The sequence below is a fragment of the Methyloglobulus morosus KoM1 genome, assembly GCF_000496735.2.
Taxonomy (GTDB): Bacteria; Pseudomonadota; Gammaproteobacteria; order Methylococcales; family Methylomonadaceae; genus Methyloglobulus; species Methyloglobulus morosus.
In genome coordinates, this window is the sequence record NZ_AYLO01000150.1 from 1 (window position 1) to 16,879 (window position 16,879).

Annotated in this window: 18 protein-coding genes and 3 pseudogenes; 12 read left to right on the top strand and 9 right to left on the bottom strand. The window is 46.4% G+C overall.

Going from position 1 to position 16,879, the window contains the following annotated elements; genetic code table 11:
* Both MGMO_RS20725 and MGMO_RS17265 read left to right on the top strand, forming a co-directional pair.
* Positions 1-249: TOTE conflict system archaeo-eukaryotic primase domain-containing protein (locus tag MGMO_RS20725; protein ID WP_235557319.1), on the top strand; the 249-nt coding region annotated here is incomplete at its 5' end.
* Between the two features lie 12 nt (positions 250-261).
* Positions 262-1,788: a DEAD/DEAH box helicase gene (locus MGMO_RS17265; RefSeq protein WP_023496362.1), complete on the top strand. Its 1,527-nt coding sequence runs from the start codon at positions 262-264 to the stop codon at positions 1,786-1,788.
* A gap of 101 nt (positions 1,789-1,889) precedes the next feature.
* Here MGMO_RS17265 and vapC read toward each other — a convergent pair whose 3' ends face one another.
* Together vapC and vapB are read right to left on the bottom strand one after the other, a co-directional pair.
* Positions 1,890-2,288 (bottom strand): type II toxin-antitoxin system tRNA(fMet)-specific endonuclease VapC, encoded by a 399-nt coding sequence (gene vapC, locus MGMO_RS17270; protein ID WP_152976398.1) that lies wholly within the window; start codon positions 2,286-2,288, stop codon positions 1,890-1,892.
* Positions 2,288-2,521 carry a type II toxin-antitoxin system VapB family antitoxin gene (gene vapB / locus MGMO_RS17275; protein ID WP_023496364.1) on the bottom strand — a complete coding sequence of 78 codons (234 nt, stop codon included), beginning with the start codon at positions 2,519-2,521 and terminating at the stop codon, positions 2,288-2,290. Before vapB ends, vapC begins: the two co-directional genes overlap by 1 nt.
* Before the next feature lie 314 nt (positions 2,522-2,835).
* Between vapB and MGMO_RS17280 the strand changes: the two genes are divergently transcribed.
* Positions 2,836-3,111, top strand: coding sequence for a cupin domain-containing protein (locus MGMO_RS17280; protein WP_023496365.1), 276 nt, complete (start codon positions 2,836-2,838; stop codon positions 3,109-3,111).
* Between the two features lie 2 nt (positions 3,112-3,113).
* On the opposite strand, the gene MGMO_RS17285 is transcribed toward MGMO_RS17280, so the two are convergent.
* A complete protein-coding gene (locus MGMO_RS17285; protein ID WP_036308639.1) occupies positions 3,114-3,536 on the bottom strand; it encodes a hypothetical protein in 423 nt (140 codons plus the stop codon).
* A gap of 226 nt (positions 3,537-3,762) precedes the next feature.
* Positions 3,763-4,014: a hypothetical protein gene (locus tag MGMO_RS17290; protein WP_023496367.1), complete on the bottom strand. Its 252-nt coding sequence runs from the start codon at positions 4,012-4,014 to the stop codon at positions 3,763-3,765.
* 33 nt (positions 4,015-4,047) lie between these two features.
* On the opposite strand from MGMO_RS17290, the gene MGMO_RS19760 reads away from it, so the two are divergent.
* Complete coding sequence (locus tag MGMO_RS19760; RefSeq protein WP_023496368.1) at positions 4,048-4,278, top strand: hypothetical protein; 231 nt, start codon at positions 4,048-4,050, stop codon at positions 4,276-4,278.
* Here MGMO_RS19760 and MGMO_RS17295 read toward each other — a convergent pair.
* From MGMO_RS17295 to hsdR, 5 genes and pseudogenes are all read right to left on the bottom strand, one after another.
* A complete protein-coding gene (locus MGMO_RS17295; RefSeq protein WP_023496369.1) occupies positions 4,235-4,873 on the bottom strand; it encodes a Fic/DOC family protein in 639 nt (212 codons plus the stop codon). The genes MGMO_RS19760 and MGMO_RS17295 overlap by 44 nt on opposite strands.
* Complete coding sequence (locus MGMO_RS17300) at positions 4,870-6,654, bottom strand: restriction endonuclease subunit S (protein WP_023496370.1); 1,785 nt, start codon at positions 6,652-6,654, stop codon at positions 4,870-4,872. Before MGMO_RS17300 ends, MGMO_RS17295 begins: the two co-directional genes overlap by 4 nt.
* A gap of 228 nt (positions 6,655-6,882) precedes the next feature.
* Positions 6,883-7,176, bottom strand: coding sequence for a GIY-YIG nuclease family protein (locus tag MGMO_RS17305; protein WP_023496371.1), 294 nt, complete (start codon positions 7,174-7,176; stop codon positions 6,883-6,885).
* 232 nt (positions 7,177-7,408) lie between these two features.
* Positions 7,409-8,911, bottom strand: a complete 1,503-nt coding sequence (locus MGMO_RS17310; RefSeq protein WP_023496372.1) for a type I restriction-modification system subunit M — start codon at positions 8,909-8,911, stop codon at positions 7,409-7,411.
* Positions 8,908-11,259 (bottom strand): annotated as a pseudogene (gene hsdR, locus MGMO_RS17315) (EcoAI/FtnUII family type I restriction enzme subunit R). The gene MGMO_RS17310 and the pseudogene hsdR overlap by 4 nt, the downstream one beginning before the upstream one ends.
* Positions 11,260-11,542: 283 nt before the next feature.
* Between hsdR and MGMO_RS17320 the strand changes: the two are divergent.
* From MGMO_RS17320 to MGMO_RS20395, 8 genes and pseudogenes are all read left to right on the top strand, one after another.
* Positions 11,543-11,818 carry a cupin domain-containing protein gene (locus MGMO_RS17320; protein ID WP_023496375.1) on the top strand — a complete coding sequence of 92 codons (276 nt, stop codon included), beginning with the start codon at positions 11,543-11,545 and terminating at the stop codon, positions 11,816-11,818.
* Between the two features lie 192 nt (positions 11,819-12,010).
* Positions 12,011-13,978 (top strand): annotated as a pseudogene (locus MGMO_RS20980) (DNA methyltransferase).
* Positions 13,978-14,079 (top strand): annotated as a pseudogene (locus MGMO_RS21275) (type IIL restriction-modification enzyme MmeI); the annotation flags it as partial. The pseudogenes MGMO_RS20980 and MGMO_RS21275, both read left to right, overlap by 1 nt.
* Before the next feature lie 116 nt (positions 14,080-14,195).
* Complete coding sequence (locus MGMO_RS21185) at positions 14,196-14,354, top strand: type IIL restriction-modification enzyme MmeI (RefSeq protein ID WP_200922749.1); 159 nt, start codon at positions 14,196-14,198, stop codon at positions 14,352-14,354.
* 133 nt (positions 14,355-14,487) lie between these two features.
* Complete coding sequence (locus MGMO_RS17330) at positions 14,488-15,624, top strand: Fic family protein (protein ID WP_023496379.1); 1,137 nt, start codon at positions 14,488-14,490, stop codon at positions 15,622-15,624.
* 14 nt (positions 15,625-15,638) lie between these two features.
* Positions 15,639-16,274 carry a DEAD/DEAH box helicase gene (locus MGMO_RS17335; RefSeq protein WP_023496380.1) on the top strand — a complete coding sequence of 212 codons (636 nt, stop codon included), beginning with the start codon at positions 15,639-15,641 and terminating at the stop codon, positions 16,272-16,274.
* Complete coding sequence (locus MGMO_RS17340; protein WP_235557320.1) at positions 16,271-16,393, top strand: cupin domain-containing protein; 123 nt, start codon at positions 16,271-16,273, stop codon at positions 16,391-16,393. Before MGMO_RS17335 ends, MGMO_RS17340 begins: the two co-directional genes overlap by 4 nt.
* A 137-nt stretch (positions 16,394-16,530) precedes the next feature.
* The gene (locus MGMO_RS20395; RefSeq protein ID WP_023496381.1) at positions 16,531-16,692 is read left to right on the top strand and encodes a hypothetical protein; all 162 of its coding nucleotides are present in this window, start codon (positions 16,531-16,533) and stop codon (positions 16,690-16,692) included.
* The last annotated feature ends 187 nt before the right edge of the window (positions 16,693-16,879 follow it).

Consider the following 16,879-nt stretch of genomic DNA (forward strand, 5'->3'; position numbering starts at 1 on the left):
GCCATCTTTGCCGCAATCGGTCGAACCACATTTTGGACAATTCATATTAGCCTTTACCCCTACAAATTGGGTAAGTGTAGCAAATGCTATACTAACTTAACAATACCGCAGAAAAAACCCCGAGAACAAGGGAACAGTGTCTTTGTCAATGATAACTTCGTGCCTTATCCAGATCAATGGGCATACCTATCCACCGTAAAGCGGATAACCCCGATGCAGTTAAGCCATCTAATCGGTAATGCCGAATAGCAAAATCGCATATTGGCCGTCAAACTACCCATCGACGACGAAGACAGCGAACCCTGGAACGTGCCGCCTTCACGCAAAAGCAAAGACCCCAAAATCCTAGAATCCCTGCCAAAACGTGTGACTATCGTACAAGGTAACCAACTTTTCATCGATACCAGCCAGTTGCCTACTGCGCTGCAAAGCAGGATTATCCGCCTGGCGGCGTTTCAGAACCCGGAGTTTTACAAAACCCAGGCTATGCGTATGTCCACCTTTGGCAAGCCAAGGATCATTTCCTGTGCCGAATATTACTCACAACATATTGCCTTACCCAGAGGATGCCAGGATGATTTAATAAACCTGTTAGTCGATTTAAAGATCAAGCCCGTACTTCGGGACGAACGACAATTAGGTGATCCAATTCCAGACTTACAGTTTCAAGGCCAGTTGACAGACGAACAAACCCTGGCGGCAAACAAACTGCTTGAACACGATATTGGCACACTCTCCGCCACCACTGCTTTTGGCAAAACGGTGGTCGCACTTTATATTTTGGCACAGCGGCAAGTGAATACCTTGATAATTGTCCATCGTCGCCAGTTGTTAGACCAATGGTTGGAACGTATTGAGTTGTTTTTAAATCTATCCAAAAAACAGGTCGGCAAAATCGGTGGCGGCAAAAACAAATCGAACGGCATTATTGATGTTGCCATCATGCAAAGCCTAACCAAAAACCATGAGGTCGTTGATTTGGTAGCGAACTATGGACAAGTCATTTTCGACGAATGCCACCATTTATCCGCCGTCAGTTTTGAAACTGTCGCGAAGGCTTGCAAAGCAAAATATGTCCTCGGATTGTCCGCGACCTTGACCCGCAAGGATGGACACCATCCCATTGTATTCATGCAGTGTGGCCCTGTGCGCTATCATGTCAGCCCAAAACAGCAGGCTTTAATCAGGCCGTTTGATCATTTTGTCGTGCAACGGGAAACAATGTTCACGCTGCCGCTTAGTGCAATTCCCAATAGCCAACAGCCTATTCATGAAATATACCAAGCCCTGGTTACCGATGGGCAACGCAATCGGTTAATCCTTGATGACATCAAACTAGCCCTTGAGGAAGGGCGTTCACCCATTGTATTGACCGAAAGGAAAGAACATGTGGGATTATTGGCTGAGCAAATCGAGGCGTTTGCGAAAAATGTTTTCATCATGCAAGGTGGGATGGGGGTTCGTCAGCGTAAACAATTATTAGCAGATATGGAAAGTGTTCCAGACAATGAGGTTCGTATTATTATTGCTACCGGACGCTATTTGGGCGAAGGCTTTGATGATGCGCGATTGGATACCTTGTTTCTGGCCATGCCCGTTTCCTGGAAAGGCACGTTGACCCAGTATGTAGGAAGGTTGCATCGACTACACCATGCAAAAACGGAAGTCAGGATTTACGATTATGTGGACAGCAATGTGCCGATGCTGGCGAGGATGGGCGAGAAAAGGAAAGCGGGTTACAAAATGTTGGGTTATAAAATGATTGAAAGGGATGGGCAGTTATACTAATCCCAATAAATTTTTATTTGAATTCCCCTCATCCCGACCTTCTCCCTCTGGAGAAGGGATAATACGAGAATTTATTGGGATTGGTATTATTCTCATTCTTGTCAGACCCAATTATCCAGCCGTAATCCTTCAACGCGCTCAAATTCGCGCAGGTTGTTGGTTACTAGCGTTAGCCCTTCGCTTCTCGCATGACCCGCGATGTGGAGGTCATTGACACCAATCGTTGTTCCTTTACGTTCAAGGACACTACGGATGTTGCCATAATGGGATGCCGCCTTGCCGCCGTATTCCAATATCTCCAAACGGGAGACAAAATCTTCAATTTGGCGTAAATTATGGTCGGGCTTTGCGCTTTTTTCCGCCCCGTGGAACAGTTCGGCGAGGGAAATGGAACTGACGCATAGCTGTCCCGCATGGCGATTAAAAGTTTCAAGCGCACTAACTGGGCGATGCTTAATCACATAAATTGCGATGTTGGTGTCCAGCATGAATTTCAGCACTAGAACGCTTCCCGCTCAGGTTGCTCTTGGGAAGCGCGTTCTGCCATAAAATCATCCGTGACCCGTTCTTCTGACAGGAAAAAACTGTCCCAGGTGTTTTCGACGGGTGACAACACACGATCCTGGCCTACTACCCTTACTGTAACTTTCTTAACGGTTTCAGGGAAACGGGTCTCGGAAGGAAGTCTCACCGATTGTGTGCGATTGTTTACAAAAATTGATCCGGTAGCCATAATGTACCTCCACCAAAATATATACGGCTTGTATATAGCAAAAGTTTATCGTATTTGGATAAGCGGGTCAAATTTTCATAAAGGGGTTGTGGATGTTATTATTACAGCGTGAAAAAATATTTCATTATTTGTGTCATTTTCGCAATAGGCTTTGACAAAGAAAATGAAATAACCCTTTTAAATCAAACTGCCTGTTTTCACTAACTAATACGTTTTACAAAATTGTAAATTGACACCATTAATGAAAACTGTGCCAAGTTAGTGAAAAAGTCGTGACACAGAATGTGAAAAAATTTTTTTAACAAGGGAAAACCATGCCAGAAATCACGATAGAACATAACCCCAGTGAAGAACGCCTGAAAGAATTAGGTGTGTCGAATTGGGAAATATGGGAGAAAGAAATATCAGAATTCCCCATCGACTTTGACGAAACCGAAACGGCTTATATTTTGGAAGGCGAAATTTTGGTTACCCCAGAAGGCGGTGAACCAGTCAGAATTTTACCAGGGGATTTGGTGGTTTTCCCGGAAGGTTTGAACAGCCATTGGCAAGTCGTCAAGCCATTACGTAAACATTACAATTACGACTAAATTCATATCATATTGATTAATATAGTTAATTTTTTTACTCCAAGTAATTCTTGGAGTAAAAATCGCACTCTAGTCAAGGATCCAATTTTAACCGGGCAATCAAGTTCATCCCAAGCGCTATTGCATAAACACGCAATATCGACGGTTTGCTTATCGTCCAACCTATCAGGCAATCGAATTCCAAGTTTTGATGATAGAGTCAGGGATAAATAATCACCAAACTCAGCATTTACAGAGGGCGGTAATTCGCAAAAGGATTTAGGTGAACGTTCTTGATTTAAGCCGTGTTGAAGTAGTGCCTTAATCAAGCGTACGGCATGATAATCAAGTCCTGATGGCTGTGCAGAATTAGCAATCACGCGCTCAAATTGCGTTAACGGGATAACCAACATTTCGTGAATATCCCATTCAAAGTCATCGGACAAGTAGTTTTCTTCTCCTATTGTATTGAGATAATATTGGAAATCTCTAAAAGCAACCGATAGTTTCTGATGGGTATAGCCATCATATTTGGACTTATTCGAAATCGCTCGCAAAATATGAACGGCACCACGCTATCTTGCTTCAAACAAAGGATTAATTGATCGAAACGTTCCAGGTTGTGGTCAAACCAGTGCTCGTCACCGAATTGTTCTACAAGGTAAGATTCATTCAGTGCTTCGTGGCGGCGATCTTTTCGGTAAGCCTTAAAGGCTTCATCGTATGCCGCTTTATCCCCTCTAAAAAAGCCTTACTGGGTTGAGATAGGCCATTGATACCATATTCATCTAACAGCAGTTGTCCCTCTTCACTTTCCAGCCACTCATTAAAATCGGCATAGAATTCGTAGAGTTTGTGTTCATCTTTATCGCACCGGATTTTAGCTTGTGTTTCCATATTTTTATCTATGTCACGCCTGCTCATCAACAGTATTAGCCCTATAAATTTGGTTAGCTGATGCGTTACGTATGGCTACCGATACACCCTAAAAACCGCTATACTACAATCATGAAAGAAAATAGCTTGTCCCAAACAAACCGTCATTTAAAAAACCCTGTCAAAGCACAGCAGTTGGTCACGCGCAGTATCGCCAGCTCTACCGCCATAGAAACGGGTGAACCCATTGCTGTGATTGAACAAAAGATCAACCGCCTGCGCTCTGCTGTGTCTCGAGTAGCACTTGCCTGAATAGCGCCTTCATCGGCTCATAATCATCCAGCCCGGCTTGAATGGCGGCAAAATAGCGTTGTTTGTTGTTATCCATAGCGGAAAAATCCAGCATGGGTTGCCCCGCTTGCAAGGCCATAATGTTTGCCAATAAGCGCGACAGCCTGCCGTTACCTTCCCTGAACGGATGCACCAGAATAAATTCGACATGCACTTTGGCCAGCGCATCAATCAATTGCTCATCAGGCATATTTTTACAGGGCGTGTAGACCGATAAAAACTTGGTTTCCAAGGTTTGCATAAGTTTGGGAATCAAGTGCGCAGCGGCAAAATGGAAATCGGTTTTACCCATATTGACTGAACGATATTGCCCCGCCCACGCGTATACATGCCCCAACCAACGGTGATGCCACGCAGACAAATCCGCAGCGGTAATGGTTTGCTCGTCAGTAACATCATCCAGCACGGAATCGGTTAATTGAACCAGCAAATCCAGTTCAATCTCGTCCATCTCGTCTGGGTCAATGATGCCCAGTTTGTTTAACAACACCGTGCCATTGGAACCGGGCTGAAACTGCCCTTCAATGCTATTGCCAGTCGCGTAACGATCAGTCATGCCACAGCCTGCTCGACAATGGCGTCGGCCAGATGGATTTGGGTGGTTTGGGCTTGGTTGATGCGGGCTTTCAGGGTATCGCACAGTGTCATGATTTCATCGATTTTGGCGACGATGCGGTGTTGTTCAGCAAATGGTGGTATTGGAATAGCAAGATTTTCTACATCACCTACTCTTAAGTGCTTAACTGTGGATCCAATTGCATGAACGGATGCTCTTTCCAACAAATGAGGTTCTGTTAAAGCAAGAAGCAAATATTTGTTATAAATATATTTTTCCATTACTCGAATTAACATCGTTCTTTGACCAAGACAGAATTTAGTATTGTCAGGAATGATTGCCGCTTCACCCATTGGGGCTTCTCTGGTAAAAATAATGTCGGATGCCTCAGGAGGGCATCTTCGTGACCAATATTCGTAAGTATCTTGGTTTACATATTTCATATCATCCATCCGAAACTCGCTATTTCGAATGTTTGAGGTTCGGATAATTGGGATGCCATTTTCGACATATGGCGCTGTCTTGTTATGGCAGTCTACTAAAAATTTTGTTATCTGAATAAGGTGTGCGGTTGACCAACTAGCGGGAGTTTCAAAAGGTGGCTTAGGGGACTTAAGTTTATCGAGTTTTCTTCGCATCCCTGCACATTCTTTATTTACACCCTCATTCTCTTTGAGCCATTTATTTTGTTCAACTGCCAATCTTTTTAACAGTATGTTAGCCGGTTCGTCGTTGGGGTCTTGGGGGACGAGTTTGCCCATGACGGCGAGTTGGAGGATGGTTTGTTTGAGTTGGTCGATGCTGTGTTCGGTGGTGAACAGGGTGTCGAAGTGTTCGTCGATGCGCTGCCAGGCTTCTTCAAACTCCGTTCGCCCTGAGCTTGTCGAAGGGCGTGCTTCGACAGGCTCAGTACGAACGGTTGTGTTCGTAAGCGTGGCGAGCAGTGTTTCCACCAGGGTTTGGTGGGCGGCGTTGCTGTCGGTTTGTTGCTGTTCCAGTTGGTCGCACAGCGCCATCAGTTCATCAACTTTGGCGACGATGCGGTGCTGTTCGGCTAAAGGAGGTAATTGAAAAAGAAAATTCAAAAGCTCATCTTGTTTGATACCGGCTACTGTAGTTCCAGTTCCTTTAATGTTATAAGTCGAAAAGACTATTAAGCAGTAAACTACATTCACAAATGAAGTTAACTTCACGGCTTTCAAATCTTGATTGATGGCAATCTGGGTTTTACATATGGCTATTTTTCCTAGCCCCATTCTTGTACAAATAAGAATATCTCCAATATCTGCCAATTTGCTACCAGCAGCTAAGCCAGCATCAGTAATGTAGTCTTGAGTTTTCTCAATATATTTGGATTGACCTAAATCCTTTACGCTAGCCCAAGGTATATTTCCGTTCCAGTATTCTGGATTATTCTTACTTGGAGTTCCTCCGCTGAGAATGGAGTTAAACAGAGTACCCAAACGACATAATTCCCAGCCTCTAGGAAGAGCAAAACTTTCATCTTCACTAATATCAGGCAATAATTTTTGATCTTTTATTTTTCCGTCGATAATTAATTGATTTTTTTCCTCAGTTATTTTTCCTAACAATCTACTAGCTGGTTCATCACTCGGTTCTTGCGGCACTAGTTTGCCCTGCACCGCCAATTCCAAAATCAGTTCACGCAGTTTTTTAATACCGTAGGCGGTTTGCTTGCCGTTACTGCCCCGGCCAGCGGTGCTTTTATTCATCAGCGCCGACGTCCAGACATCGAGGTGTTTGGTTATTAGGTCATTCATTTTTTTCAACCATTACTGAAAATACGTCATTCCGGCACGGACTGCCGGAATCCACAACTGCATGGATGCAGGAGGTAGAGCAACGCAGGAGCAGTTGCCGAGAAGCCATGGACGGCAAACCATCGGGAAGCATGATGTCTTTTCATGGCACTGTGCCTCACTCAACTTTCACATCCCTGTGTCCTGGATTCCGGCAGTCCCTGCCGGAATGACGGCTTTTTATCAATTTCAAACCACAAGCGCGTGCCATAAATCCTGCCAGTTTGGGTTTTGCTGTTCAATCAAGCGGATTTTTGCAATTCGTGGCCAATTTTTTAGTTGTTTTTCGCGCTGGATGGGGCTTTCCATTTTCTCGTGAATTTCATACCAAACCAGCATGTGGACTCCGTAACGTTTGGTAAAGCCTTCGACCATGCCGGTTCGGTGTTGATAAACCCGTTTGAGCAAATCGGAGGTAACGCCGGTATAGAGTGTTCCGTTTTGCTGGCTGGCGAGCAGGTAAACACAGGGCTGTTTAGTCATTTCGACTTAGTTGAACTGCATGACTGTTGGCAAATCCCCGTCATTCCGGCATGGATTGCCGGAATCTAGGACACAGGGATGTGAATGTCAAGATAAACATAATGCAAAAAAACCTCCTGCTTCCTGATGGATTGCCTTCCTTGGCTTCTCGGCAACTGCTCCTGCGTTGCTCTACCTCCTGCATCCATGCAGTTGTGGATACCGGCAATCCTTGCCGGTATGACGGTGTAAGTTAATTGCTTGGCTCAACGTCTGAAAATTCTGGCTTCAACGCCTTTTGCAGAATGTCTTTAAGCTGGTCGCGCAGCTTGCCGATGTCCTTCTGCTGTTTGGCGTACAGTTGCAGCAATTCATCCGGGTCGTGGCTGATTTGTTCGCCGATGTGCGGGTTTTTAATGTCCAGGTTGTAGTTACGCGCCTTGATGTCTTCGACTGACACTTTCCAGGCTTGTTCGGTTTGGACGCGTTTGGCATAGCCGTCGCTAGCGTCGCCCCACCAGTCGATTTCCGGCTGGAATTCCTCAAAGCGCATGGGCTTGGTTTTGTTGTAGCTTTTGACGCCGTCGGGATAGGGGTGTTCGTAATACCAAAGCTGTTCGGTGGGCTGGCCTTTGGTAAAGAACAGGATGTTGGTTTTTATGCCGGTGTAGGGGCTAAACACGCCGTTGGGCAGGCGCACGAGGGTGTGCAGGTTGCATTCTTCCAGCAGGGTTTGTTTCAGGCGGGTTTTCATGCCTTCGCCAAACAGGAAGCCGTCCGGTAAAACCACGGCGGCGCGGCCTTTGTCTTTTAACAACTTGATGATTAGCGCCATGAACAGGTCGGCGGTTTCTCGGGTGCGCAAGTGCGACGGAAAGTTGTTTTCGATGCCGTCTTCTTCCATGCCGCCGAAGGGCGGGTTGGTAACGATGACATCAACCCGGTCTTTGTTGCTGTAATCCTTGTAAGGACGGCTGAGGGTGTTGTCGTGTTTGATGTTGGTCGGCGTGTCGATGCCGTGCAGGATCATGTTGGTGATGCACAGCATGTGCGGCAGGGCTTTTTTCTCCACGCCGTGAATGGACGCTTGCAGGGTTTCTTCGTCCTCGGCGGTTTTGCGGTAATTGTCGCGTTTATGGTCGATGGTGCAGGTTAAAAAGCCGCCGGTGCCGCAGGCTGGGTCAAGCACAGTTTCATGCAGTTGCGGGTCGATCTGGTTGACGATGAAGCGGGTGACGGCGCGGGGGGTGTAAAACTCCCCGGCATTTCCGGCGCTTTGCAGGTCTTTGAGGATTTGTTCGTAAATGCTGCCGAAGGTGTGGCGGTCGCCGGTGTTGTTGAAGTCGATCTCGCAGATTTTGTTAATCACCTGCCGTATCAAAGTGCCGGATTTCATGTAGTTGTAGGCATCTTCAAAGGCATCACGCACGACTTGCGCGCGCTTTCGCTTACTCGCAGAGCCAAGCAAGGGCAGTTTATCCTTTAAGGTGGGGAACAATTGCATATTGATAAAATCGGACAGTTCATCGCCGGTCATGCCTTCGGGATTCTTTGCCCAATTCCGCCAACGCAGGTGCTCGGGTAGCGGAGATTCGTAGTTATCTTCTATCAGGTCGAGTTCAGCTTCTCGGTCGTCAAAGATTTTTAAAAAGAACATCCACACCAATTGGCTGATGCGCTGGGCATCGCCATCCACGCCGACATCCTTGCGCATGATGTCCTGGATGGATTTGATGATGCCGGAAACATTGCTCATGCGGATACGTCCTGATTGTAAATTTCTTGTTCCAGTTCCTGGATGGCCTGTTCGTAACGGTCTTTGCCGCCGAACACCTGATTGATGATCTCAACTGGCGTACCCATGTCGCTAAAGGGTTTAAGTTTAAGCACTTTTGCGCTTTCCATGGTGCTGATGCCTTCATCGGCGTATTTATCCAGCAAGGCGGTCAGCACGGCTTTGGCCTTTTCACCGTATTTGGTGAAGTAATTGCGTTTTTTCACGTTATTGGCACGTTCCTTACGGGTTAAGGGTGGCTGGTCGTAAGCGATGTGGCAGATCAGGTCAAAGTCGCCGTAATCCTTGCCGACTTCCGCGGCCAGATGATCGAGCACGATGCCGTATTCTTCCAACTCATCGATGATGGCTTGTTTTTTCTTTGCGCTTTGCCAGTGTTGGAGGAAATCATTTAAGGAGGTGAATTCGGTGCGTATTTGCTTACGGGAGAAATCCCGGTAGGATTCGGTAACTAATTGACCTTCTGCATTCAGGTATTCGACCCGTTCGGAGATAATACTGACTTCAACACCGCTGACGCGGACTTTGTAAACGCCGGGTTCTTCGTTGACTTCATCATTATTTACTTCACCGTCTTCAGGTTCGGGGTCTGGCGGCACGGGATCGTCATCTTCATCGGGTTCGTAAATAACAACCGGTTCGCCGTCGAAATCCGGATCACGAAACAACTCGGTGGCTTTTTTGAAATCCATGATGGTGAAGAAGTATTTGTTATGTTCTTCATCAATACGGGTGCCACGGCCAATGATCTGCTTGAATACGGTCATGGAGCTGATGGTTTTATCCAGCACGATCAGCTTGCAGGTTTTGGCATCGACGCCCGTGGTTAACAACTCTGAGGTGGTTGCAATAACTGGAAAGGTGCTTTCCGGATCAATAAAGTTATCGAGTTCGGCTTTGCCTTCCACGCTGTCGCCGGTAATGCGCATGACGTATTTGGGATTATCCAGTGCCAGTTTGCCCGCTGCATTGACGATGGCGGAACGCATGCGTTCGGCGTGGTCGATGTCTTCACAGAAAATAATCGTTTTGGCGTAAGGGTCGGTTGCCAGCAGAAATTGCATGACGCGCTTGGCCACCAGCTTGGTGCGCTGGTTAAGCACCAGGATGCGATCCATATCAACCTGATTATAGGTGCGGCCTTCGATTTCCCTGCCAAGGTCATCGGTCATTCCAGATGGTGGTGTCCAGCCTAGGACATCCTTATCGATATCGATCCGAATAACCTTGTAAGGTGCAAGAAAGCCATCTTCGATACCTTGTTTCAGGCTGTAGGTGTAAACCGGCTCGCCAAAATAAGTCATGTTGGAAACGTACTTGGTTTCCTTGGGCGTTGCCGTTAGACCAATTTGGATAGCGTTAGTGAAATAATCAAGGATTTCCCGCCATGCCGCATCGTCGGCGGCGCTGCCCCGGTGACATTCGTCGATAATAATCAGATCGAAAAAGTCAGCCGAAACACTTGTAAAGATTTTCTCTTCTTCGCTAGTGCCAGTGATGGCTTGATACAAACCTAAATAGATTTCGTAGGATGGATCAAGTTTTCGGTTTTTGATTTTGGTCATGACCGAGCCAAAGGGCTTGAAATCATTGACCAAGGTTTGATCGACCAAGATGTTACGATCTGCCAGGAATAAAACTCGCTTAACGGCTTTGGCCTTCCATAATCGCCAGATGATTTGGAATGTGGTATAGGTTTTACCGGTACCGGTTGCCATGACTAGCAGCACCCGTTTTTGGCCATTGGCCACTGCCTCTATAGTACGGTTAATTGCGTCTACTTGGTAATAACGCGCTTCTTTGCCGGAACTGTCCTCATAATACGGCTGGACGACCAGATTTTGGTCTTTATCTTCTATTCCACGGAAAATTTTGTAACGCGCCCATAGTACATCAGGAGGTAAAAAGGATTCGATGGGGAATTGGGTTTCAATGTCTTCACCGTCAGCAGGCACTTTATTATGGGCGGCAAAAGCATCGCCATTGGAACTAAAAGCACAAGGCACTTCCAGGATTTCGGCGTACCCCAAGGCTTGTTGTAGGCCATGACTAACGCTGTAGGTATTGTCTTTCGCTTAAATGACAGCTACCGGTACATTTGGCTCCCAATAAAGTACATAATCCGCGAATTTTTTTAATTTCTTATTACGGGAGGATAAATTGCCCCTAACTACGATTGGGCCGGGTGTTAAGGTGACTTCCCGCCTGATTTGCCGCATTGCATCCCATCCTGCATTCCTTATGGCTGGCGTGATGAATAAGTCGCAGATGTCAGTTTCACTGAGTGACTTTTTTTCCTTTATATCCATTAAATGGCAGTTTATAAAATCGAGCGAATGGGAATATTATTAAAATTCAAATGAAAGATATAAGAAAAACCGCAACTCTAAACAGTTGAAACTAGCGCCTCGGTAAAGATGTTTTAAGTTTAATGTAGTCGCAAGAAGGTTTTTTGTAAACTATACAAGGTATTATGGGTTAGCTGATTAGTTTTATAAACATACTGACACTGAGGCGGGCGATGGTATTTGTGTAGGCGAGCAACTCGTTAAACTCTTGCTTTGATTTTTCAATTTAACTTTAGGGAACATCATGCCACAAATTATTTTAGAACATAACCCCAGCGAAGACCGTTTGAAAGAATTGGGCGTAGCCAATTGGGATATTTGGGAGAAAGAAGTCTCTGAGTTCCCCATCGACTTTGATGAAACCGAAACCGCCTATATCCTGGAAGGCGAAATCCTGGTAACACCTGAAGGTGGTGAACCGGTCAGAATCTTGCCGGGCGACTTGGTGGTTTTCCCAGAAGGCTTGAACAGCCATTGGAAAGTGGTCAAGCCATTGCGTAAGCATTACAGCTACGATTAACAATGTATCTATCTTATTGATAGTTAATGTGAAAAATATTTTTCTGTTTTGTTGTTGCCAAAAAATAGAAATTTTAGAGAACGATTGTTTGATTAGTTGCTATTGTTACAGGTATTGAGGAGCAACACAGCCTTACCATAAAAGGCACAAAAACATGATCCCACGGTTCACCGCCATTAACTCGCACAAACCATGAATGCGGTAGAAATTGAAGAAGCCATCTCAAACTTGGCAAGCCAGCCGTTTGATCCCGCTGAATTTCCTTACGCCCTCCTGCAAGCTTTTGGGAACAAAGACACCACACTCAAAAAACTTCGCAATGGCGAATCCAACAAATCTGATCTTGGTGGTGTTCTGCAAAGGAACAACATCCACATCGTGACCGCACGGCAAGGTGAAGTCACCCAGACCCTTGCCAAACTGAGAACAAGCCCCTCAACAACTAGAGCCAAAGCGCGGTTTATCCTTGCCACTGACGGCACGGATTTTGAAGCGGAAGAGTTGGAGACAGGCGAATCCGTCGTTTGTAGCTACGAGGATTTCCCCAATCACTTCGGTTTTTTTCTGGCACTGGCCGGCATCTCGACCGTCAAGCAGATACGCGAAAGCTCTTTCGATATTCGTGCCACCAGCAAACTCAACAAGCTTTATATCGAGTTGCTCAAAGACAACCCTGAGTGGGGAACGGTGGAGAGAAGCCATGAAATGAACGATTTTATGGCACGGCTGATCTTCTGTTTCTTCGCCGAAGACACGGACATATTTAACGGTTCGAACGTCTTCACCAAAACAATCGAGCAAATGAGCGCACGGGATTCCTCCAACACGCACGAGGTCATCGGTGAAATTTTCCGTGCCATGAACACGCCCAGCACTCATAGCGGCAAACCCGGCGACCCTTATCATAGAGTAGCCAACATACCGCGCTGGGCCAATGTGTTCCCCTATGTCAATGGCGGCTTGTTTTCCGGCAACCTGGATGTGCTGCTCTTTAGCAAAATAGCACGTTCCTACCTGCTGCACATCGGCAGCCTGGACTGGACGAAGATCAACCCTGATATCTTCGGCTCGATGATCCAGGCGGTCGCGGACGACGAAGAACGCGGTGCGCTCGGGATGCACTACACCAGCGTACCCAACATCCTCAAGGTGCTTAATCCACTGTTCCTTGACGACCTGCGGGCAAAACTTGCAGAAGCGCGCGACAATGCCCGGATGCTGCTCAACCTGCGGAAGCGGATTGCTCTTATCCGCGTGTTTGACCCAGCTTGTGGCTCGGACAATTTCCTGGTCATTGCTTACAAGCAAATGCGCGAAATTGAAAACACCATCAACGAACGCTGAGGCGAGCGTGGACGTAAGAGCGATATAAGGCTTACCAACTTTCGTGGGATTGAGCTGCGTGACTTCCCCGCTGAAATCGCCCGCCTTGCGCTCATCATTGCTGAATTCCCATGCGATGAACTTTACCTGGGACACAAGCAGGCGTTGACTAAATTCCTGCCGCTGGAATCGGAAAACTGGATAACCTGCGGCAATGCGCTTCGGCTGGATTGGCTAACAATCTGCCCACCGACCAGTACGGGTGTGAAGTACCAGTACGATGATTTGTTTGATACTCCGTTAGATCAGTTAGAGATTGATTTTGAGAATGAAGGTGGGGAAACCTATATTTGTGGGAATCCGCCTTATCTAGGAAGTAAATGGCAAACAGATGAGCAAAAGTCTGACTTGTCTGCCATTTTTGAAGGCAAGTTGGCTGGTTGGAAATCACTCGACTACGTCGCCGCTTGGTTCATCAAGGCAGCGGAATACGGCAAGCACACTGATGCTTCTTCAGCATTCGTTGCGACAAATTCCATCTGCCAAGGCGCACATGTCCCGCTTTTGTGGCCTATGATCGCCAAGTTGCAGCATGAAATTTTCTTCGCACACACAAGCCTCAAATGGGCCAACCTTGCAACACACAATGCCGCGGTGACTGTCGTCATTGTCGGGATTTGTGGGAAGAATAATCGTAAAAGTCATATTCAGCGAAGGAGAGTCGGGGAAATCTATTGCGAGAGAAGTCGAAGAAATAAATGCATATCTGTTGCCGGCTCCACAGGTATTTGTCGGAGCAGTACGATCACCCTTCAATGGATTATCAAATATCGCTGATGGTATCTTCCAAACTTCATTGGGTTTGGATCGCGACGGTTTGCGTCAGAATGCGGACTGATTTGTCATATAGTGGTACTATCGGGTGGAATAATTTTCCCGTTCCGACACTTACGGATAAGAACAAAGCCGACCTGACCCGTTGTGCCGAGAACATCCTGCTAGCAAGGGAAGCGCATTTCCCGGCAACCATCGCCGACCTGTATGACCCGACCACATGCCCGCCGACTTGCGGGAGGCGCACGAACGCAATGATGAAGTGCTGGAACGCATCTACATCGGCCGCCGCTTCCGAAACGACACCGAACGGCTGGAAAAGCTGTTCGAGCTTTATACCAAGATGGTTGAACAAAATAAGAAGATCAAAAAGGCTTAAAAACGGGTGACTTTTTGACATTAGAAATTTTTAATTTCATAAAAACACTAGTTTTCTGAAATAAAAATTGACGGATGGCCTGAAATTGCAATAAGATTTTCTTTATTGCAGAAACTTGGCATTTATTTGAAATATGAATCTCGGCGATTACCAGGCTGGCACCTATGAAGCCCAATATGAGTACAGGAGCTTTTTGCCTGCCCCGATTCATCATCCGTGGATCATTGCCGATCCGAAATTGCAAACCTTGCTGGGACAGGCTGACCGTGCACTGGGCGAGTTGAATGCATTCTCGCAGTTGGTGCCAGACATCGAGTTTTTTATCCGCACTTATGTGGTGAAAGAGGCGACGTTATCGAGCCGAATTGAAGGTACGCAAACCAGCATAGAGGATGCATTTAAAAATGCCGAGGATTTGCAACCGGAAAAACGGGATGATTGGGCAGAGGTGCAAAACTACATCCGGGCAATCAATTATGCGATTGAAACGCTGGAAAAACTGCCGTTTTCCAATCGCCTGCTCAGGGAAACCCATGCCATTTTGATGAGCGGTGTACGAGGACAAACTAAACAACCCGGTGAGTTTCGCGTTAGCCAAAACTGGATTGGCGTTAGCTTGAAAAATGCGGTGTTTGTCCCCCCGCATCATACGCATGTAAGTGAGTTGATGAGCGATTTAGAGAAATTTTTGCATGATGATGAGGTTAATGTGCCGCCGTTAATCAAAATTGCGCTGGCACATTATCAGTTTGAAACCGTACACCCATTCTTAGACGGCAACGGTCGGCTGGGTCGGTTGATGATTTCTTTATATTTGGCATCTGAAGGCTTATTGAGCAAGCCTGCCTTATATCTTTCCGCATACTTTGAAAAGAACAAAACCGCTTATGTCGATCATCTTATGGCGGTTCGCGAAGGCAATCATATCAGGGATTGGCTGGTGTTCTTTTTGCATGGCGTTAAAGAGACCGCTGAATCTGCCATTTCGGTTTTTAGGGCGATTATTCAACTGAAGGAGCGCATCGAGCGGGAAGTATTGCCAAGGTTCAGTCACCGTAGACAAGATAACGCTCAACGTTTGATGCGCCATCTGTACCAGAAGCCGGTGGTGGATATTAAGGAAATTTGCCTGCTTTTGAATACGGTGCCGAATACGGCAGGTGCGTTAGTTAGTGATTTGATAAAGTACGATGTGATTAAAGAAGTAACGGGGCAGCAACGCAACCGAATTTTTGTTTTTGGCGAGTATCTTTATCTATTTACCCGATAGCCCAGGCAACTTGCATGATAAATTCAATTCCATCCGTTTCAGTCGCTTACGTCCAAAGCGGCAGTTCGACCAAGGCCAATGCGCTCGGTATGAGCCCAATGCAGGAGCGGGTTTATGAACGGCGCGGCGAGCAATACTTGCTCATCAAATCGCCCCCGGCTTCCGGCAAGAGCTGTGCGCTGATGTTTATTGCCCTCGATAAGCTGCAAAACCAAGGCTTAAAGCAGGCCATTATCGTCGTGCCGGAAAAATCCATCGGTTCCAGTTTTAACGACGAACTGTTAAGCCAATTTGGTTTCTGGGCGGATTGGCGGGTCGAACCCAAATGGAACTTGTGCAACGCACCCGGCACGGACAATGGCGGCAAGGTCAAGTCGCTGGGTGCGTTCCTGCTAGGCGATGACAAGGTGCTGGTCTGCACCCACGCCACATTCCGCTTTGCTGTCGATCAGCTTGGCGTGGCAGCTTTTGACGACCGGCTGATAGCCGTGGATGAATTTCACCATGTGTCTGCCAACCCAGACAATAAACTGGGTGTGCATCTTGGCCAGTTTATTGGTCGCGACAAAGTGCATATTGTTGCCATGACCGGCTCTTACTTCCGGGGTGATGCCGAACCGCCTATGTCTTGGAAGGCGAAATTCTGGTGACACCTGAAGGCGGTGAACCTGTCCGAATCTTACCTGGGGACTTGGTGGTTTTCCCAGAAGGCTTGAATAGCCATTGGCAAATAGTTAAGCCATTGCGTAAGCATTACAGTTACGATTAAGCAACTTGAATATAAGCAAGCTGCCAGGGTGGAAATTGCGGATTCTGAGGAAAATGATATTCCGATTATCCCGAATTCTAGTTTTTCCTACTTTGCTGTTTTAGAGACAACTAACATTTAATGAATAAGGAGACTATTTGGCACACGTAAAGAAACTGGAATTTGGAAATTACACCCTCAATTTCGGTGATAAAAAAGTACTTCTTGATTTATTTGAGGAAGTGGTCATGCCTTCTTTTATCGAAATGAAATATATTCGAAAATTGAAAGATAAAGGTGAGTACTTTTCAAAAGAATAACCAAACACAATGACTAATGACAAGGGAGAGGATAAAGGACGTTAGCTTATAATGGTCGATTGAATTTACGGGGCTTGACAGTTATCAACCTGACCAATGCAAAGAGCCATGCAAAACTGTGTAAGATGGCTGAATTACCTAGCAATCGAAATCGCACTCTTCCCTTTGATAAAACCTTCCACATTCG